The 17812-nt window shown below is 69.3% G+C and carries 18 protein-coding genes and 2 pseudogenes; 9 read left to right on the top strand and 11 right to left on the bottom strand.

Annotation, left to right across the window (positions count from 1 at the left end; translation table 11 throughout):
• Positions 1-3 precede the first annotated feature (3 nt).
• On the bottom strand, positions 4-891 hold the full coding sequence (locus ACGFNK_RS07410) for an NAD(P)-dependent oxidoreductase (RefSeq protein WP_393412841.1): 888 nt from the start codon (positions 889-891) through the stop codon (positions 4-6).
• A 48-nt stretch (positions 892-939) separates the two neighbouring features.
• Between ACGFNK_RS07410 and ACGFNK_RS07405 the strand changes: the two are divergent.
• Positions 940-1281 (top strand): annotated as a pseudogene (locus ACGFNK_RS07405) (winged helix-turn-helix transcriptional regulator); the annotation flags it as partial.
• Positions 1282-1696: 415 nt separating this feature from the next.
• Here the strand turns inward: ACGFNK_RS07405 and ACGFNK_RS07400 are convergent.
• Positions 1697-2680 carry an NADPH:quinone reductase gene (locus ACGFNK_RS07400; protein ID WP_393412839.1) on the bottom strand — a complete coding sequence of 328 codons (984 nt, stop codon included), beginning with the start codon at positions 2678-2680 and terminating at the stop codon, positions 1697-1699.
• 20 nt (positions 2681-2700) lie between these two features.
• Entirely contained in the window at positions 2701-3279 is a 579-nt protein-coding gene (locus ACGFNK_RS07395; protein WP_393412837.1) for a PadR family transcriptional regulator, read from the bottom strand.
• A gap of 98 nt (positions 3280-3377) precedes the next feature.
• Here ACGFNK_RS07395 and ACGFNK_RS07390 point away from each other — a divergent pair, with 98 nt between their 5' ends.
• From ACGFNK_RS07390 to ACGFNK_RS07375, 4 genes are all read left to right on the top strand, one after another.
• A complete protein-coding gene (locus tag ACGFNK_RS07390) occupies positions 3378-3797 on the top strand; it encodes an ester cyclase (protein WP_393412835.1) in 420 nt (139 codons plus the stop codon).
• Positions 3798-4227: 430 nt separating this feature from the next.
• Positions 4228-4710 (top strand): helix-turn-helix domain-containing protein, encoded by a 483-nt coding sequence (locus ACGFNK_RS07385; protein ID WP_393412833.1) that lies wholly within the window; start codon positions 4228-4230, stop codon positions 4708-4710.
• A 63-nt stretch (positions 4711-4773) separates the two neighbouring features.
• The gene (locus tag ACGFNK_RS07380; RefSeq protein ID WP_393412831.1) at positions 4774-5376 is read left to right on the top strand and encodes a hypothetical protein; all 603 of its coding nucleotides are present in this window, start codon (positions 4774-4776) and stop codon (positions 5374-5376) included.
• A gap of 140 nt (positions 5377-5516) precedes the next feature.
• A complete protein-coding gene (locus ACGFNK_RS07375; protein WP_393412829.1) occupies positions 5517-5849 on the top strand; it encodes a DUF2516 family protein in 333 nt (110 codons plus the stop codon).
• Positions 5850-5865: 16 nt separating this feature from the next.
• Here the strand turns inward: ACGFNK_RS07375 and ACGFNK_RS07370 are convergent, their stop codons facing one another.
• From ACGFNK_RS07370 to ACGFNK_RS07360, 3 genes are all read right to left on the bottom strand, one after another.
• Positions 5866-7206: a PP2C family protein-serine/threonine phosphatase gene (locus ACGFNK_RS07370; RefSeq protein ID WP_393412827.1), complete on the bottom strand. Its 1341-nt coding sequence runs from the start codon at positions 7204-7206 to the stop codon at positions 5866-5868.
• Positions 7207-7530: 324 nt separating this feature from the next.
• Positions 7531-8610, bottom strand: coding sequence for a C40 family peptidase (locus ACGFNK_RS07365; protein WP_393412825.1), 1080 nt, complete (start codon positions 8608-8610; stop codon positions 7531-7533).
• A 321-nt stretch (positions 8611-8931) separates the two neighbouring features.
• Positions 8932-9717 carry a class I SAM-dependent methyltransferase gene (locus tag ACGFNK_RS07360; RefSeq protein ID WP_393413281.1) on the bottom strand — a complete coding sequence of 262 codons (786 nt, stop codon included), beginning with the start codon at positions 9715-9717 and terminating at the stop codon, positions 8932-8934.
• A 277-nt stretch (positions 9718-9994) separates the two neighbouring features.
• On the opposite strand from ACGFNK_RS07360, the gene mshA reads away from it, so the two are divergent.
• Both mshA and ACGFNK_RS07350 read left to right on the top strand, forming a co-directional pair.
• Positions 9995-11332: a D-inositol-3-phosphate glycosyltransferase gene (mshA, locus tag ACGFNK_RS07355; RefSeq protein ID WP_393412823.1), complete on the top strand. Its 1338-nt coding sequence runs from the start codon at positions 9995-9997 to the stop codon at positions 11330-11332.
• Entirely contained in the window at positions 11325-11825 is a 501-nt protein-coding gene (locus tag ACGFNK_RS07350; RefSeq protein WP_393412821.1) for a YbjN domain-containing protein, read from the top strand. Before mshA ends, ACGFNK_RS07350 begins: the two co-directional genes overlap by 8 nt.
• Positions 11826-11838: 13 nt before the next feature.
• On the opposite strand, the gene ACGFNK_RS07345 is transcribed toward ACGFNK_RS07350, so the two are convergent.
• Complete coding sequence (locus ACGFNK_RS07345) at positions 11839-12633, bottom strand: AraC family transcriptional regulator (protein WP_393412819.1); 795 nt, start codon at positions 12631-12633, stop codon at positions 11839-11841.
• Here ACGFNK_RS07345 and ACGFNK_RS07340 point away from each other — a divergent pair.
• The gene (locus ACGFNK_RS07340) at positions 12632-13099 is read left to right on the top strand and encodes a DUF2000 family protein (protein WP_386342661.1); all 468 of its coding nucleotides are present in this window, start codon (positions 12632-12634) and stop codon (positions 13097-13099) included. The genes ACGFNK_RS07345 and ACGFNK_RS07340 overlap by 2 nt on opposite strands.
• 23 nt (positions 13100-13122) lie before the next feature.
• Here the strand turns inward: ACGFNK_RS07340 and ACGFNK_RS07335 are convergent, their stop codons facing one another.
• Both ACGFNK_RS07335 and ACGFNK_RS07330 read right to left on the bottom strand, forming a co-directional pair.
• The gene (locus ACGFNK_RS07335; RefSeq protein ID WP_393412817.1) at positions 13123-13521 is read right to left on the bottom strand and encodes a hypothetical protein; all 399 of its coding nucleotides are present in this window, start codon (positions 13519-13521) and stop codon (positions 13123-13125) included.
• Between the two features lie 323 nt (positions 13522-13844).
• Positions 13845-15095, bottom strand: coding sequence for an MDR family MFS transporter (locus tag ACGFNK_RS07330; protein WP_393412815.1), 1251 nt, complete (start codon positions 15093-15095; stop codon positions 13845-13847).
• Positions 15096-15243: 148 nt separating this feature from the next.
• Between ACGFNK_RS07330 and ACGFNK_RS07325 the strand changes: the two genes are divergently transcribed.
• A complete protein-coding gene (locus ACGFNK_RS07325; RefSeq protein WP_393412813.1) occupies positions 15244-16005 on the top strand; it encodes a phosphoglyceromutase in 762 nt (253 codons plus the stop codon).
• A gap of 78 nt (positions 16006-16083) precedes the next feature.
• Here ACGFNK_RS07325 and ACGFNK_RS07320 read toward each other — a convergent pair.
• Positions 16084-16680, bottom strand: a pseudogene (locus ACGFNK_RS07320) (tyrosine-type recombinase/integrase); the annotation flags it as partial.
• A 172-nt stretch (positions 16681-16852) separates the two neighbouring features.
• On the bottom strand, positions 16853-17800 hold the full coding sequence (locus tag ACGFNK_RS07315) for a hypothetical protein (RefSeq protein ID WP_393412811.1): 948 nt from the start codon (positions 17798-17800) through the stop codon (positions 16853-16855).
• Positions 17801-17812 lie beyond the last annotated feature (12 nt).

Raw genomic sequence — 17812 nt, 5'->3', positions numbered from 1 at the left:
TCCTCAGCGACGGCCCAGGAGCTCGGCGATCCGTATGAACCCGTCAGTGCCGTGGCCCTGTCCGATGGCTCGGCGGGCCATACCTTCTGCCGCGCGCATCACGCCCGCGTCGATGCCGTGTGCCTCGGAGGTGTGGACGATATGGGCCATGGACGACACCGCTGAGGTGAGAGGGTTGCCCTCGCCGGAGAACCTTCCGTTGTCCACGTCCTCCGCGAGCTCTTCGAAGATCGGCGGGAGGATGGCGCCGATACCCTTGGCGAACGGCGCCAACTGCCGCGCGGTGACGCCTTCCGCTCGCGCCACCGCCAAGGCGTGGGCATAGCCCGCCATGGCGGTCCAGAAGATGTCGAGCAGTGCGATGTCGTATGCCGCCGCCCGGCCGATCTCCTCGCCGAGGTGGGTATGGGTGCCGCCCAGTGCCTCCAGGACGGGCTGGTGCTCGCGGTAGAGATCCGCCGGGCCGCTGTGGATGAACACTGCGGCCGGAGTGCCGATGGTCGTGATCGGCGTCATGATCGCACCGTCCAGGTAGCGAACGCCGTGCTCAGCCGCCCACGCTGCGGCATCTCGGGCTCGGTCCGGTGTGTCGGCAGTCAGGTTGACCACCGTGCGGCCCTTGAGCGCGTCGGTGACCGCCTCGCGCCGCAGAATGGCGTCCGCGGCGTCGTAGTTCACCACGCAGACCACGGTCAGCCTGCTTGCGGCAGCGGCTTCCTCGGCCGACCGGGAGCTGACCGCGCCCCGCGTGACCAGCTCCCGGTCCCGGCCCGGTGTCCGGTTCCAGACCGTGGTTCGCAGGCCGGCATCCAGGAATGCGCCCGCCAGGGATCGGCCCATCGGCCCCAAGCCGAGGACGGTGACGGCAGACTGTTCGGTGTGTAAGGACATGATTCAACTCCGTTGAAATATCGGCAATCGTTGACGAATGGGGTGAAGATGACGCGCAGTCGTGCCCAGGACCCGAATGTCTGCGGGGTAACGGCCGCGATCGCTGTGATCGACGGGAAGTGGAAGACGGCTCTGCTCTGGCTGCTGGAATCCGGTCCGCACCGTCCGGGCGAGCTCCGTCGGCTACTGCCGGGCCTCAGTGAGAAGGTGCTGACTCAGGCGCTCCGCGAGATGGAGACCGACGGACTGGTGCACCGGGAGGTGCACGACGAACTTCCACTGAAGACCGTGTACTCCTTGACCGCGTTCGGTCGGGAACTCTCCGAGGCGTTGGCTCCCCTCTCTGATTGGGGCCACCGCCGCTTGGAGAAGCTCGCCGAGACCCAGTCAGCCCCCCGACCCACATCGCCCCCCAAGTCTCACCAGGATCCCGCGGACCTCCGGCCGTCCTCACCAGGGTCGCCCGGCCATCGCCCGCCGCCAAGTACCCACAAAAAAGTGGCTACTGCGGGTTCCGGCGCATCCCCAGCCACCCCCACTCGGCGCTGACCTGGTACGGCGACCGTAGGCAGGCGGGCGGGCGCGGCGGTGGCTCAGGAAGGGCGAGACGGATCAGCGAATGGCCGAGGTGGGCTGAGGCCCGCGACCGGATGGCTCAGACGGACCGAGACGGGCTCACCTTCAGCGGGACGGGTCACGTCGTTTCGGCTTCTTTGACAGTGAACCTAGTCGTGTGGGGTGAGCGATCCAGTAGCCGTCAATGAGACGGGGGTTGCTGGTGACGGGCCGGTGTTCCGAGTCTGCGCTATTGGGGGAGGGTGACCAGGATGCGGCCGTGGACACCGCGGGTGTCGACGTGGTCGTGGGCCTTGGCGATGTCGTCCAGCGGGTAGCGGTCGCGGACGTCGACGGTGAGGGCGCCGACGGCGGCGGCGGAGGTGAGGTCGCGGGCGGCCTGGCGCTTGGCCTCGGCGGGGAAGTCGTCGCTGCCGAGTAGCCGCAGGGTGACGTTGTTGAACAGCAGTGGCCAGAAGGGGATCTCGGTGCGGTCCGTGCGGGTGGCGTAGGCGGCGATGACGGCGTTGTTGGCGGCGACGGCGTTGTCGAGGTCGGCGTTGTCGGACAGCGCGACCTCGATGATCCGGTCGACGCCCCGCGGCGCGTACGAGCGGATGGCTGTGGCGGGGTCGCCGGTGTCCAGAGCGATGGCGTGGGAGACGACGGCCGGGTCGATGTGGTCGAGGTCCGGGGTGCGGCGGACGGTGGCGATCACGGTGGCGCCGGCCCAGTGGGCGAGCTGGGCGGCCAGGGAGCCGACGCCGCCGAGGACGCCGTGGACCAGGACCAGTTGGCCGTCGACCGGGCCGTCGGCGAAGACGGTGCGGTGGGCGGTGATGCCGGGGATTCCGAGGCTCGCGCCCAACTCGTCACTGAGGTGGTCGGGCAGGGGTGCGGCCTGGTGGTCGGGTACGACGGTGTACTGGGCGGCGGTGCCGAAGGGGCGGTAGGACTGGGCGCCGTATACCCAGACCCGTTGTCCGGCGCGGTGGGAGTCGACTCCGGCGCCCACCGCGTCGATGACTCCGGCGGCGTCGCTGTGCGGGATCACTCGCGGGTAGGGCATGGACGAGCCGAGCCAGCCGCGCCGTTTCTTGGTGTCGCCGGGGTTGACGCCCGAGACGGTGACGCGGACGCGGACCTCGCCGGGGCCGGGGACGGGATCAGGGAGTTCGCCGACGTGCAGGACATCGGCGGCGGGGCCCTGGTCGTCGTACCAGGAAGCAAGCATGGGGGTACCTCCGTGGGCCGTCAGCTCGCGGGAGCGGCGGGCGCATGTGGATCGCTGTCGGTGCATGCGGTGTCGAATGCGGGCGGCTTCTCTCCGAGGGTCTCGCGCAGCCAAGTCCGTTCGGCGCGGCTGGTGGCGCGGGCGGTGAGCAGCATGCCCCGCCGGTAGGGGTCGGCGATCTCCTCGGCACGCACGGGCCGCTCGTTGTCGTAGAAGAAGCTCGCCGGTTCTTCCAGGAACTCCAGCCGTCTGCGCAGCACCGCGTGCTGTTCGGCCACGTCGGGCAGGTGGGAGAGGAACGCCAGGATGACGTAGAACCGGGTGAAGTCGGTGATCTCGTGGTCGGCGGGCTTGCGCAGGCGCTGAAGCATGTCGGCCCGTCCGGCCGCGGTCAGGCTGAGCACGTATCGGGCCGCCCCCGCGGCCGGGTCGGCGCGCCGCTCGATCAAGCCCGCCCTGGTCAGGCGATTGATCGCCGGATACAGGCTGCCGTCACTGACCGGCCGCGTATAGCCGGTCAGCTGTGAGACGCGGCGGCGCAGCTCGTGTCCAGGCAGGGGTCCCTCGGCCAGGAAGCCGAGTATCGCGAGTTCCAGCATGAGTCCATCTTCGCACTCTTACATCGAATCGATGTGGACATCGCTTCGATGTAAGCTGCCAGGTATCCACCCACCGTCTTGGGAAGAGGCACAGCAAGATGCCGCCGCTGTCCAGCGAGTCAGTGATGAACCGCTTCGTGGAGTTCATCAACACGGGCGACGAGGGTCTCGCTCGCGAGGTCATTGCTCCGGACGCGGTGTTCCACGCACCGAGTCACCCGGAACCACTGCGGGGGCCCGATGGGTACATGGAAGTCCTTGGGATGATGCGCAGCGCCTTCCCGGATGTCCAGTGGACGCTGGAGGAGACGGTCACCGAAGGCGACACGGTCGCCGCGCGGTTCACCATGCGGGGAACCCACGACGGTGAATTCTTCGGAATCCCGGCGAGCGGCAACAAGATCTCGGTGCAGGCCATGAACTTCTACTACCTGGCCGACGGCCGGATTGTCGGCGAACGCGGCCAGCCCGACCTCCTCGGGGTGATGCAGCAGATCGGTGCCGTACCGGCGCCGTAAACCTCGTCGTGCCGCGTGAGCCTGCTATCGCGCGGAACTACCGCTGCCGGGAGGTACGTCGCTGCGGCAGAGGGGGAAGGCCCGCACCGGGCCACGGGCGGCCGGCGCGGGTTCACTGCAAGAGGTTGGTCTTCCACATGACGTTCCTTGCCATCCAACCCAGTCGGCGCAGGCCAGGGGGTTCGGGCCGAAGGAAGCGTCACGCGACTGCGTTGACAGCGAAGTTAGTCCGCGCAGGTCAGCGACTTCGGCCCGACTAACTTCGCTGTCAAAGGACAAGCACCCGCACCAGGGGACCGGACGGGGATGACGACAGATGTCCTGCAAATACGACACCTATCGTGCTCAGGCTCAGCGGCTCACAGTGGCGTAGCGCACTATTGCAAGCAGGCGCTTGCAATAGTTAGCACGACTGAGGCAAAGTGGGGGCATGGCAACCCTCAACGTCGGCAATCTTGGTGAGTATCTGCGGGAGCAGCGGCGCAATGCGCAGTTGAGCCTGCGGCAGCTTGCCGAGGCCGCCGGGGTGTCCAATCCGTATCTGAGCCAGATCGAGCGCGGGCTGCGCAAGCCGAGCGCGGAGGTGTTGCAGCAGGTCGCCAAGGCCCTGCGGATCTCCGCCGAGACGCTGTACGTGCGGGCCGGGATCCTCGACGCCGAGCGGGACCGGGACGAGGTGGAGACGCGAGCCGTCATCATCGCCGACCCGACGCTCAGCGAGCGGCAGAAGCAGGTGCTGCTCCAGATCTACGAGTCGTTCCGCAAGGAGAACGGCTTCGAGATCAAGGATGTCGAGGAAATCCAGGACGTTCAGGATGATCTGGACCCTCAGGGCGTAACGGATGGTCGGGTCACAGCCGTTGACAGGGCCCGCACGGCCGACGGCAGCGGGGCCGAGCAGAACGACACGTAGACCCTCAGACCCGTAGACCTACCTAAAACCCTCACTCACACAGCTTTCCGGAGGACCATAGCCATGGCCATCACCGACGACCTGCGCAAGACCTTCAGCGACCCGACCCCGCTCTACTTCGCCGCCGGCACCGCCGACCTGGCCTTCCAGCAGGCCAAGAAGGTTCCCAGCATCGTGGAGCAGATCCGCACCGAGGCCCCGTCCCGTATCGAGTCCGTCCGGCACATCGACCCGAACGCCGTCCAGGAGAAGGCCACCACCCGCGCCAAGGAGGCGCAGGAGACCCTTCAGGGCAAGGTCACGGAGTTCATCAGCACGCTCGACACCGACCTGAAGAAGATCGGTGAGACCGCTCAGGACTTCGCCCTGCGCAGCGTCGGCGTGGCCGCCGAGTACGCCGTGAAGGCGCGCGAGACCTACGAGAAGGTCGCCGAGCACGGCGAGCAGACCGTGAAGACCTGGCGCGGCGAGGCCGCCGAGGAGATCGAGGACCTGGCGGTCGCCGTCGAGCCGAAGCCGGAGCCGGCTGCGGTTTCCGAGGTCAAGGACGCGAAGCCCGCCGAGGCCAAGTCCGAGCCCGCCGCGGCGAAGAAGCCGGCCCCGGCCAAGAAGGCCCCGGCCGCCCGCAAGGCCCCGGCCAAGAAGCCCACGCCGCCCACCAAGTAAGCAGGCGTGGAAGGCGTAAACAGAGATTCACCAGAGCAAGAACCGTCGGGGACTCCGGGCACTATCGGAGTCCCCGACCCGTTCTCCGGGTACGGTGACGGCGTAGAGACGACTCGACTCGGGTGGTGGGCACAGTGTTGATGACGGCATTCGGCGGCTTCATGTCGCTGCTCTTCCTCGGCATGCTGGTGCTCGCCGTGGTGGCGCTGGTGATGGCGGCGATGGCCCGCGACGACGCGTACCGCGCCGCGGACAAGCAGAACAAGATGTTCTGGATGATCATGCTCGGCGTCACGGTGGCCGTGAACCTGCTGGTGCCGATCCTGTTCCTGCAGATCGCCGGGCTCATCGCCACGATCGTCTTCTTCGTGGACGTACGTCCCGCGCTCAAGCAGGTCTCGGGCGGCGGCGGCGGCCGTCGCGGTGGCAGCAGCAGCGACGGTCCGTACGGGCCTTATAACGGCGGACGCTGACACACGCGTACGGGGTTTACGGCAGGCGCTCCAGCAGCAGTACCGCCACGTCGTCCGTCAGCTCTCCGCCGTTGAGGTCCCGGACCTCGTTCACGGCCGCTCTCAGGAGTTCCTCGCCGCTCAGGCCCTGTGCCAGCTGGCGGCGGACCATGTCGACCATCCCCTCCTGTCCCAGCCGCTCCTTGCCCGCGCCGATCCGTCCCTCTATCAGGCCGTCCGTGTAGAGCATCAGGCTCCACGCACCGCCCAGCTCCACCTGCCGGCGCGGCCAGCGGGCGTTCGGCAGCAGGCCGAGCGCCGGGCCGCCGCTCTCGTACGGGAGCAGTTCGGCGACGTGGCCGGCGCGGGCGATCAGCGGGGTGGGGTGTCCGGCCAGGCACAGGCCGGCGCGGCGGCCGTCCGGTGCGATGTCCACCGTGCAGAGCGTCGCGAAGATCTCGTCGCTGTCGCGCTCGTGCTCCAGGACCTGCTGGAGCGTGCCGAGCAGTTCGTCGCCGCATAGGCCGGCCAGCGTGAGCGCGCGCCAGGCGATGCGCAGCTCCACGCCGAGCGCCGCCTCGTCGGGGCCGTGCCCGCAGACGTCGCCGATCATGGCGTGCACGGTGCCGTCCGGGGTGCGCACGGTGTCGTAGAAGTCGCCGCCGAGCAGTGCCCGCGAGCGGCCGGGCCGGTAGCGCGCGGCGAACCGCAGCGAGGAGCCCTCCAGGAGGGGCGTGGGCAGCAGGCCGCGGTGCAGGCGGCGGTTCTCCTGGGCGCGAACCCGGCCCTCGGCGAGCTTCCGCTCGGCTGTGTCCGACCGTTTGCGTTCCACCGCGTACCGGATCGCGCGGCTGAGCAGCCGGCCGTCCAGCTCGTCGCGGAAGAGGTAGTCCTGGGCGCCGACGCGCACCGCCTCCGCGCCGCGCTCGGCGTCCCCGGACGCGGTGAGCGCGAGGACGGCGTGCCGGGGCGCGAGCCGCAGTACGTGCTTGAGCGTGGCCAGCTCGTCGTCGCCCTCGGCGGCCCGGCCGGGCGCCGGCAGCGCGAGGTCGAGCAGTATGCAGTGGACGTCGTCGGTGAGCAGCCGCCCGGCCTCGGTGAGATTGCGGGCGGTACGGACCCGGATCGGCTTGCCTGCCGAGTCGAGCAGTTCGGGCACGCTCAGCGAACCGGCCGGGTCGTCCTCGATCACGAGCAGCATCAGCGAGGTGCTGCCGGCCAAGTCGCCGGCACCTCGCATGGTCGAGGGTGGAGCCTGGCCGGCCGGGGCGCCTGGTGCGGACGCGGTGTCAGCCGTGGCGCCGACTTTGGAGGCGGCGCGAGCCTGACCACCTTCCACGGCCGGGATCGCTCTCTGCCGCGGTACGGGTACGGGCATCGTCTTGGTTCCTTCCCTCCCCCCGAGGGCACGGTGGGACAAGGGGTCTCGCCCACCGACGGGGACCATAGCGTCAGCTGCGGCCACAAAGGAATGGCGTAAAGCGATCGGTACGTAAAACAGCCCCTGTCATATGCCGCATCCCCTAACGGAATTGGACATCGGTCGGCTCTCCCGGTAATGACGAACGTCACGTTGCCGGGGTTGATTGGGGCCGCCGAACGTGCTGCACGTCACTTGGGGTGCGTCACGTGTCAGGCGTTACGGGAGTGGGTGCGGCAGGCGCCGTTCGCACCTTCATATCCGTCATATCCCGTATGTCCCTCACGCAGTCGGACGTACGACCCCCAGGATCGGCATCGAACCCGCGCCCGCGATCGTCACTGTCCGCCCCGGCCGGGGGGCGTGGATGATCGCGCCGTCGCCTATGTACATCGCCACATGACTGGCGTCGGGGTTGTAGATGATGAGGTCGCCCGGGCGCATGTCCTTGATGTCGACGCGGTCGAGCTGCTTCCACTGCTCCTGCGATGTGCGCGGGATGGTCTGGCCGGCCGACGCCCACGCTTGCGAGGTCAGCCCGGAGCAGTCGTACGTCATCGGGCCTTCGGCGCCCCATTCGTACGGTTTGCCCAGCTGCTCCGTCGCGTACTCCACGGCCTTCTTGCCCGCGGCCGTCGCCTCGCCCTTGACGTCCTCGAGTACGCCGGAATCCAGCCAGGCCGTCTGCGCCTTGGCTGCAGCCTCCCGCTCCAGCTCGGCCAGCTTCTCCTTCTCTTCCTTCTCCAGTTCTGACTCGAGTTTCTCGGCGGCGGCGATCTGCTGGGTGACCTTCTTCTTGGCCTCGGCCTTGGCCTTGCGGTTGGCCTCCAGCTTCTTCCACTGGGCGGAGGCGTCCTTCGCGTACTGCTTCAAGTCCTTCTGCGTACGGGCCATTTCGGCGAGCATGCCCTTGGTCGCCTGCTCGCCCTGGCGTGCCCGGCCCGCGCCGTTCAGATAGTCCTGCGGGTCGTCACTGAGCATCAGCTGCGCCTCGGGCGGCAGTCCGCCGCTGCGGTACTGGGCGCGGGCCGCCGCGCCCGCCCGGTCCTTCAGCCTGTCCAGCTTCTCCTGCCCCTCGACGATCGCGCGGGCCAGCTCCACGATCTGGGCGGACTGCTTCTCGGTCTTCTCCTCCGCCGCGTTGTACGCGTCCGTGGCGACCGCCGCGTCGTGGTAGAGCTTGTCCAGCTTCTTGCGGATCGCCTCGAGGTCCTTGGTGCTCGCGGGCTTTGAGGACGGCGTCGGTGTTGGCGTCGGGCTCGGTGTCGGATTCGCGTACGCCACCCCGGGCGCGGCCAGGATGGCCGCTGCGCAGGCCAGGGCCATGGTCACCGTGGTCAGGCTCCGCTTGCCCGCTCCCATACTCCGCTCCCCAAACTGATTAACCGTCAGTAACCTATGGATGCCTCGGGGGATGGTGCCACGGCGTCCCGCAATTCGACAGAGGCAGACGCGAACTCCCCCAACTCCCGTCAGGGCGCTGCGCACTCGGCAACTCCCCTCGGGTCACTGCCCACTCGACGATGATCTCCCCGCCCATGTGACGAACGACTCACGGAGATCGTTCCATCGCCGCATCGCCGCATCGCCGCATCGCCGCATCGCCGCATCGCCGCATCGCCGCGTGCCGATCGCCGCATGCCGATCGCGGCGCGGGCGCGGGGCGCGGGATGGCAGCCGGGGCTACCCGCGTGGCGCCAACGCTCCCCACCGCACGGTCACTTCGCCTTGCCGCCAGCGCGTCACACCGTCCGTGACCGGCCAGTCGGCCGTCAGGTCGCGTACGGCGCGTATCCAGCGCTGCCGGGCGCCGTACGAGGCGTAGGGCGCTGCTGCCGCCCAGGCGCGGTCGAAGTCGCGCAGGAAAGCGTGCACCGGTTCGCCGGGGACGTTGCGGTGGATGAGTGCCTTGGGGAGGCGTTCGGCGAGGTCGGAGGGGCGGTCCAGGGAGCCGAGGCGGGTGGCGAACGTGACGGTGCGCGGGCCCTCTGCGCCGAGCGCGACCCAGACGTGCCGTCGGCCGATCTCGTCGCAGGTGCCCTCGACGAGAAGCCCGCCGCGCGAGTTGGTGCACGCCGGCGCGAGGCGGGCGCACAGCCGCGCCCAGACCTCGGCCACCTCCGCCTCCTCGTACTGGCGCAACACGTTCGCCGCGCGGATCAGCGAGGGCCGCTCCGGGAGCGGGATCTCGAAGCCGCCGTGCCGGAAGGTGAGCCCGTCGCGCTCGTACGGCCGTGCCGCCGCGACCCGGGCCGGATCGATCTCGACCCCGACCACGCGCGCGCGTGGAGCAACGGTGCGCAGCCGCTGGAGGAGCTCCACCGGGGTCCATGGTGCGGCTCCGTAACCGAGGTCGACCACCACCGCGTCGCCGGCCCGGCGCAGTTCGGCGCCGTGCACCGCGGCGATCCAGCGGTCCATGCGCCGCAGGCGGTTGGGGTTGGTGGTTCCGCGCGTCACCGTTCCCAGGATGGGGGTCCCCCTGCTCGACCGAAGCCGAGACGGGGGGAGGGCCGCTGCGCGGGATGTCATGCGTACGAGGGTAGGGGGCGGCTCTGACAGCAAGCCCCTGGTGCAGCTGCTATCCCTCTGCCAACCCCTCTACGCACGGCGGTCTCGAACGGTTGAGCGAGATTCGGCAATGATTCGGTAAAGAGGAAATGGAGCAGGGCGCTCCGGTGTTCCGGCATTGGAGGGCACTCCAGGCCCTCCGGTCCGGCATGCCCGCAGCAAGGAGGAACGCCACGTGAGCCAGTACGTGAGCAGGCTCGGGCGCCGCTCCCCGGCGGCACCCTCGAGGCTCAGGCTGCACCGCAGGCCACGCCGCGTCGCGATGCTCTCCGTGCACACCTCGCCACTGCACCAGCCCGGCACGGGCGACGCCGGCGGCATGAACGTCTACATCGTGGAGCTGGCCCAGCGCCTCGCCGCGATCAACATCGAGGTCGAGATCTTCACGCGCGCGACCACCGGAGGCCTGCCGCCCACCGTGGAACTCGCGCCCGGCGTCCTCGTACGCCACGTCGACGCCGGCCCCTACGAAGGCCTCGCCAAAGAGGACCTGCCTGCCCAGCTGTGCGCCTTCACGCATGGCGTGATGCAGGCCTGGGCCGGCCACCGCCCCGGCTACTACGACCTGGTGCACTCGCACTACTGGCTCTCCGGTCACGTCGGCTGGCTGGCCGCCGAACGCTGGGGCGCCCCCCTGGTGCACGCGATGCACACCATGGCGAAGGTCAAGAACGCCGCCCTGGCCGATGGCGACACCCCCGAGCCGACCGCCCGCGTCATCGGCGAGACCCAGATCGTCCGCGCAGCCGACCGCCTCATCGCCAACACCTCCGAAGAGGCCGACGAGCTCGTACGCCACTACGACGCCGACCCTGGCAAGGTCGCGGTCGTCCACCCCGGCGTGAACCTCGACCGCTTCCGCCCCGCCGACGGCCGCGCCGCCGCCCGCGCCCGCCTCGGCCTCCCGCAGGACGCCCTGATCCCCCTGTTCGCGGGCCGCATCCAGCCCCTGAAGGCCCCTGACGTACTGCTGCGCGCGGTAGCCGTACTCCTTGAGGAGCGCCCCGAGCTCCGCTCGAAAATCGTCGTCCCTGTAGTGGGCGGACCGAGCGGCAGCGGCCTCGCCAAGCCCGAGGGCCTGCAGAAACTCGCCGCCCGCCTGGGCATAGCCGACGTCGTCTGGTTCCGCCCGCCCGTCGGCCAGGACAAGCTCGCGGACTGGTTCCGGGCCGCGTCCGTTCTGGTGATGCCCTCCTACAGTGAGTCGTTCGGGCTCGTCGCCATAGAGGCGCAGGCGACCGGCACTCCGGTGCTCGCGGCCGCGGTGGGCGGACTCCCCGTCGCCGTACGCAACAAGGAGACCGGCTTTTTGGTCCCCGGCCACGATCCCGTCGACTACGCGCGCGTGCTGCGCGATTTCGCCGACAACCCCGCGCTCCCGGAGCGGATGGGCGCGGCCGCCGCCCGGCACGCCAAGTCCTTCGGCTGGAACACCGCGGCCTCGGCCACGGCGGACGTCTACACGGCGGCGGTCCACGACCACCGCCGTCGCGTACGCTCCCACCATGGCTGACGTACGGCAGGCCGCACAGGTCGTCGAGGGCGTCCTCAAGGACGCCGAGCTTGAGTGGGAGAGCCCCGAACCCGGCAATTACGTGGTGAAGCTCCCCGGCACCCGGAAGCTGTCCACGACGGTGTCACTGATCGTCGGCAGACACTCCCTCTCCCTCAACGCCTTCGTCATCCGGCACCCCGACGAGAACGAGTCCGGTGTCCACCGCTGGCTCCTGGAGCGCAACCTCAAGCTCTATGGCGTCAGTTACGCCGTCGACCCGCTCGGCGACGTCTACGTGACCGGCAAACTCCCGCTGGCCGCCGCCACACCCGAGGAGATCGACCGGCTGCTCGGCTCGGTCCTGGAGGCCGCCGACGGCAGTTTCAACACACTCCTGGAGCTCGGTTTCGCGTCCGCGATCCGCAAGGAGTACGCCTGGCGGGTGTCGCGCGGCGAATCGACACGCAACCTGGACGCGTTCGCGCATCTCACGAAGCCGCGCGGCGACTGACGCCTGGTCCGCATCAGGCAGTACGCGCGTACCGGCCCGGAGTCGCACCCACCAACCGCTTGAAATGCCGCGTCAGATGGGACTGGTCGTAGAAGCCGGTCGCCGTCGCCACCTCGCTCGGAGGGTGACCGTCGAGAAGCAGCCGGCGGGCGCGGTCGACCCGGCGGGACATCAGGTACTGGTGCGGGGCGATACCGAAGGCCGCGCTGAACGCCCGTATCAGATGGGCCGGATGGGCATGCACGAGCCGCGCGGCCTCGTCCAGGGCTATGCCCGGAACGAGGCGGGCGTCGAGGAGTTCGCGCAAGGTGTGCGCGACGCCGTGGTCCGGCGGCGGCCGTTCCCCGGTCAGCCTGGGCCGCAAGTGCCCGCGCAGCCGCTCGCCGATGAGTGCGAGCCGGCTCGCGGCCTCCAGTTCGTCACCGGGATGCCGCAGGGCCGAGTGCAGTTGGCCGACTCGGGTGCGCAGTACGGGGTCCGCCAGGTCCGGGCCGTCCACCGCCGGGCCGATGAAGCTCTCGTCGAGCTGGGTCGCGTCCAGGTAGATGACGCGCTTGCGGAAGCCGTGCGGGGTCGCGGGGGAGCCGTTGTGCGGCACATGCGGCGGGAGCAGGGTGACGGTGTCGTGCGGGGTGCCGTGCTCGTGCCGGTCGAGGTCGTAGCGTACGGCGCCGTCGTCGACGATCAGCAGGGTCCACGCGTCGTGTACGTGCATGGGGTACGCGTACTCGGTGAAGTGGGCGTGGAAGACCTCCACGACACCCGGGACCTGCGGGCGCCAGGCGGACACTTCCTGTCGGGGCACCATGCAAGAAACGTACAAGACCGTGGCGTACGACAGCCGTCAGTCTCGTCTCATGGACAACCGCTTTGAGACCAAGATCGCCGTACTGCTGCGGGACGACCTGGAGTCCTGGCAGCGACTGAATGTGACCGCCTTCCTGGTCAGCGGCCTGGGGACAAAACTGCCCGAGGTGATCGGGGAGCCGTACGAGGACGCCGACGGAACCCCGTACCTCCCGATGATCCGCCAGCCCGTGATGATCTTCGAGGCTTCCAAGGAGACGCTCACCGCAGCCCACAGTCGCGCCCTCACCCGCGCCCTGCCCCGCTCGGTCTTCACGTCCGACCTGTTCACCACAGGCAATGACCGTGACAACCGCGCGGCCGTACGGGCCGTCGCCGCGGGGGAGTTGGACCTGGTGGGCCTCGCGGTGTACGGGCCGCGCAACGGGGTGGACAAGGTGGTGAAGGGGGCCCGGATGCATCCCTGAGGTCCTGGCGACGATCCCGGCCCTCAGCGGTCGAACCACTTCCCTCCCTCGCCGGTGAACCCGGACGCGATCGCGATGGCGAAGGCGATGCCGGCGGCGAAGGAGGGGGCGCCGCCCGAGGCGGCCAGCCCGATCAGTCCGCTGAGCACCGCGAACGCCTCGATGACGAGCACGGTGTTACGCACCCAGCCGTACCGCTTCCGCGCCAGCACGGCGCAGGTGACCAGAACGAGCGCCAGGATGATCGAGGCGTATGCCAGCGGCCGCATCAGACCGTCGACTTCCTGGTTGTGGTCGAGCCGGTCGTTCACCTCGACCAGGATGAAGAACCCGCCGAGGCCATTGAGGACAGCCTGAATCCACACCGTCACCACGGCGATCTTGACCTTCAACGGCATACGCGCCGGCGCTTCAGTGACCATGAGCCCTGGTCCTTCCCGTCTTCTCGTAAGCGCCGACGACCCGGCGCAACCCGCCATCCAGCAGCCCCTGGACTATGGAGGGTTGGGGCGGGGAGGGGTCCCGGGCGCCGGGCGTCCAGGGCTGCGTCCAGAGCTCAGCAGGGGTCGGGAGAGCAGCCCGAGGGTGGGTGTGCGAGCTGCTGTCATTCGCAAGGCGTGACGCCGTACGTCTTGGCAGGGCCTTCACGTGGCTGCCCCACGTCACCGCACGCCTGACCGTGGTCTGACCCGCGGGGTGCCCCTGCCGGTGTACGGGCGCCCCATGGTCGTAAGCCCTGAGTGCCTCACGCCGCACTGACCCCCGGCTTCGCCGGCGACGCGGCGGGACCCGTCGCCGGCTCCTCCTCCGGCAACCGGCGCATCAGCACCCAGTACCCGAGACCCGCCACCGTCCCCACCACCGCACACGTCCCCCACAGCCACTCCGTCCCGAACCCGTCGATGATTCCGCCCGCCATCAGCGGCGCCACGAGGCTGGCCACCGGCCAGGCCGATGCGTAGACGCCCTGGTAGCGGCCCCGGCCGTGCAGCGGGGAGAGGCGGACGACGAGGCCGATCTGGGTGGGGGCGATGACGATCTCGGCGAGGGACCAGACGCACACGGTGAGTGCGATGACTCCGACGGACCCGGCGAAGGCGGTGAGGCCGAAGCCGTACCCCGCGACGAGGGACGAGATGACGAGCAGCCACCCCGCATCCCGGTGCTCGATGAAGCGGGTGACGGGGACCTGGAGAACGACGATCAGTACACCGTTGATGGCGATCGCCATGCCGTAGTCGGCGGGCGCGAACCCCGCCTGGCCCATCGCCACCGGCAGTCCCACCATGCCCTGCTGGAAGATCAGCGCGACGAGGAAGAACAGCCCGACCATGGCCATGAACCGGCCGTCGCGCAGAACCGTGCCGAGGCTCACCTCCCCAGCCTCCTTCTCCGTGCGTACGGGTCTGGACTCGGGCAACTTGGCGAAGACGACGATCGCGCAGACGAGCGTCATCCCGGCCTCGATCAGGAACCCGGCGAGATAGCTGTACTCGGCGATGAACCCGGCAGCCATAGACGAGATCGCGAACCCGAGGTTGATCGCCCAGTAGTTCAGGGACAGGGCCCGCACCCGGTCCTCGGGCCGGACGATGTCGGCCACCATCGCCTGCACGGCGGGCCGGGAGGCGCTACTGGTCGCGCCGACCAGGAAGGCGACGGCGGCGATCGCGACCGGGTGATGCACAAAGCCGAGCAGCGCGACGCTCGCGGCCGTCGACGACTGGGCGGCGAGAAGGGTGGGCCGCCGCCCGAGCCGGTCGGTCATCACCCCCGCGCCGATGGAGGAGACGACCCCGCCGAGTCCGTGGAGAGCGACGACGAGACCGGCGTACGAGGCGGAGTAGCCGCGGTCGAGGGTGAGATACAGAGCCATGAAGGTGGCGACGAAGGCCCCGAGCCGATTGACGAGCGTGCTGAGCCACAGCCACCAGAACGCGCGGGGTAATCCGGAGACGGATTCGCGGACGGCGCGTTTCATGGCGGCGCGTGACATCGGAATCCCCCGGATGTAAGCGGCTTAGGCTCTTTGTGTACCTTACAAGTGCGCCGCTCCGCCCGGCCACCCAATTGGCGAACGCCGTCAACTGTCCGGCTGCCGGGCAGCCACACGACGGCCTCAGGGCGTCTATTACGCTCGGAGCATGGCCGACGCACCGTACAAACTGATCCTCCTCCGCCACGGCGAGAGCGAATGGAACGCGAAGAACCTGTTCACCGGCTGGGTGGACGTCAACCTCAACGAGAAGGGCGAGAAGGAGGCAGTCCGCGGCGGTGAGCTGCTCAAGGACGTCGGCCTGCTGCCCGACGTCGTACACACCTCCCTCCAGAAGCGCGCCATCCGCACCGCGCAGCTCGCGCTGGAGGCCGCCGACCGCCTGTGGATCCCGGTCCACCGCACCTGGCGCCTGAACGAGCGCCACTACGGCGCGCTCCAGGGCAAGGACAAGGCACAGACGCTCGCCGAGTTCGGCGAGGAGCAGTTCATGCTGTGGCGCCGCTCGTACGACACGCCCCCGCCGCCGCTGGACCGCGACGCCGAGTACTCGCAGTTCGAGGACCCGCGATACGCGACCCTCCCGCCGGAGCTGCGCCCGCAGACGGAGTGCCTCAAGGACGTCGTCGTCCGCATGCTCCCGTACTGGTTCGACGGCATCGTCCCCGACCTCCTCACCGGCCGCACGGTCCTGGTGGCGGCCCACGGCAACTCGCTGCGCGCCCTCGTCAAGCACCTCGACGGAATCTCGGACGCGGACATCGCGGGCCTGAACATCCCGACGGGCATCCCGCTCTCGTACGAACTCGACGCCGACTTCAAGCCGGTGAACCCGGGCGGCACGTATCTCGACCCGGAGGCCGCGGCGGCGGCGATCGAGGCGGTCAAGAATCAGGGCAAGAAGAAGTAGGAATGGCGATCATGCCTCCCACCTGCGCGAACGGCGTAGATGGGAGGCATTTTCGTGCCCTGGAACCTCTCTGGAACCTCAGCCCATGGGATCTTGTGGCCTGAGTGCCCTGCCGAGAGCTTTCCGAGCCCGGTCCCGGCTGCTCGGCATGAGGTGCGCGTACACCTTCAGCGTCAGCGCCGGATCGGAGTGCCCGAGGTACTCCGCGAGGGCCTTGATGCTTTCTCCGGCGTCCAGAAGCACGGACGCGTAGAAGTGCCGGAGCGCGTGCATGCCGTGCTCCCGGGCGGCGGCGTGCTCGCGGCTCTTGGCCTTGGGGATGACACCGGCCTTGGCGAGCGCGGGCTTCCAGTGGTCTTCGTTCAGCGACGTACGCCAGACGTGCCCACCGTTCGGGCCCGTGAAGATGAGCCGCCGGGTCACCGGCTGGCCGTTCGCTCGCATCCACGGGAGCTTGATCTCCACAGGCGGGAACCGCTTCATGTGCTCCTGTAGCGCCTCTGCCACGGGATCGGGCAGAGGTACGTCACGGAGCTTGCCGCCCTTCGGGGGCGCGAACACGGCCTTGCTCAGGCTCAGCTTGAGTTGCTGCACCACGTGCAGAGTGCCGCTGTCGAAGTCGATGTCATCGACGGACAGCCCGAGGATCTCCCCTTGCCGTATCTCAGCGTCCGCAGCGCCCTAGCGTCCGCACGGTCGTATCTGTGCAGGCCAGTTGGGGTGAGGTGTGCGGACGCTGGTGTGGACGCTGCGGGAGTTGGAGGGCTGTAGCGTCCGCAGCTTCGACGTGTCCGGGCCGCTGGTGTGCGGCCCGGCCCGGCGGGTGTTCCGGCTACGTCAGTGCTGGTCAGGATCGGTTCTGGCCATGCCCCGTGGGGGCCACCTCCGGCCAAAGAGAGGCTTGGTCGGGTGCGGACGCTGACTCGTCTTCGTCGGGTGCGCGGGACAGCGCGAGGAGTCGGTGTCGGTGCCGGTCACGGCTACGCTGCGTGTCGTCCACGGTGATCCCGATGGACCGCAGCAACGGGGCGAGCCGCTTGACGCGTCCGCTCGCGCGGGTGGCGTCCTTGGGCCAGTTCGGCGGCCGGACCAGCGGCGCGGGCAGCGCTTCGAGCAACTGGGCCGCGGTGCCCTGCCAGGTGCCCGCCTGTTCGACCAGGTGGGCAATGGCCATGGCGAACGGGTCGCCCTCCATCGCGTCCGTGGCCACGTTCGCCGAGGTGGCCAGGTAGTCATCCAGGGTGTGCCAGCCCTGCGTCTGGTCGACGGCCGCCAGCACGCGGGCGAAGTCCGCCATGCGCGGCATGGAGTCGAGCCGCACCGTGGGCAGCACCGCGAGCACGCACGCCAGCACGTCGAACAGGGCGCCGAGCACGGCGGGCCGTACCGCCTCGAAGGTGGCGTCCAACTCCTCTTCCGAGCGGCGCCGTTCGGAGTCGATGAGCTGCAAGTCCAGCATCAACACGCGTTCGGCCAGGTCCCCGGCGAGAGCTCCCGCGTCGATCGTGGTCAGCGCCAGCACCCGCTTGAAGGTGAGCACGACCACGTCGTCATCGGTGTACAGGGCGCGGTCGACCACGCCGTCACCGGTCACCGCCTTGCACAGGGTGTCCGACAGCCACGGCGGGATGGTGGAGACGTTGTCCAGGCACAGCGCCCACGAGCTGAACGCCTGCCGCGACCACGCCTTTTCGTCGCGCGGCTGGCTGCGCTTGGCGGCCGGGGACGGGTCGATGAGGTTGATGAACATCTGCGCGGCCTTGGACTTGCCGGTGCCCTGCTCGCCCTTGCACACCACGGCGGGGTG

The sequence above is a fragment of the Streptomyces sp. NPDC048825 genome, from assembly GCF_043198355.1.
In the GTDB taxonomy this organism is placed as follows: Bacteria; Actinomycetota; Actinomycetes; order Streptomycetales; family Streptomycetaceae; genus Streptomyces; species Streptomyces xiangluensis.
This window is presented reverse-complemented; position numbering and strand designations above follow the sequence as displayed.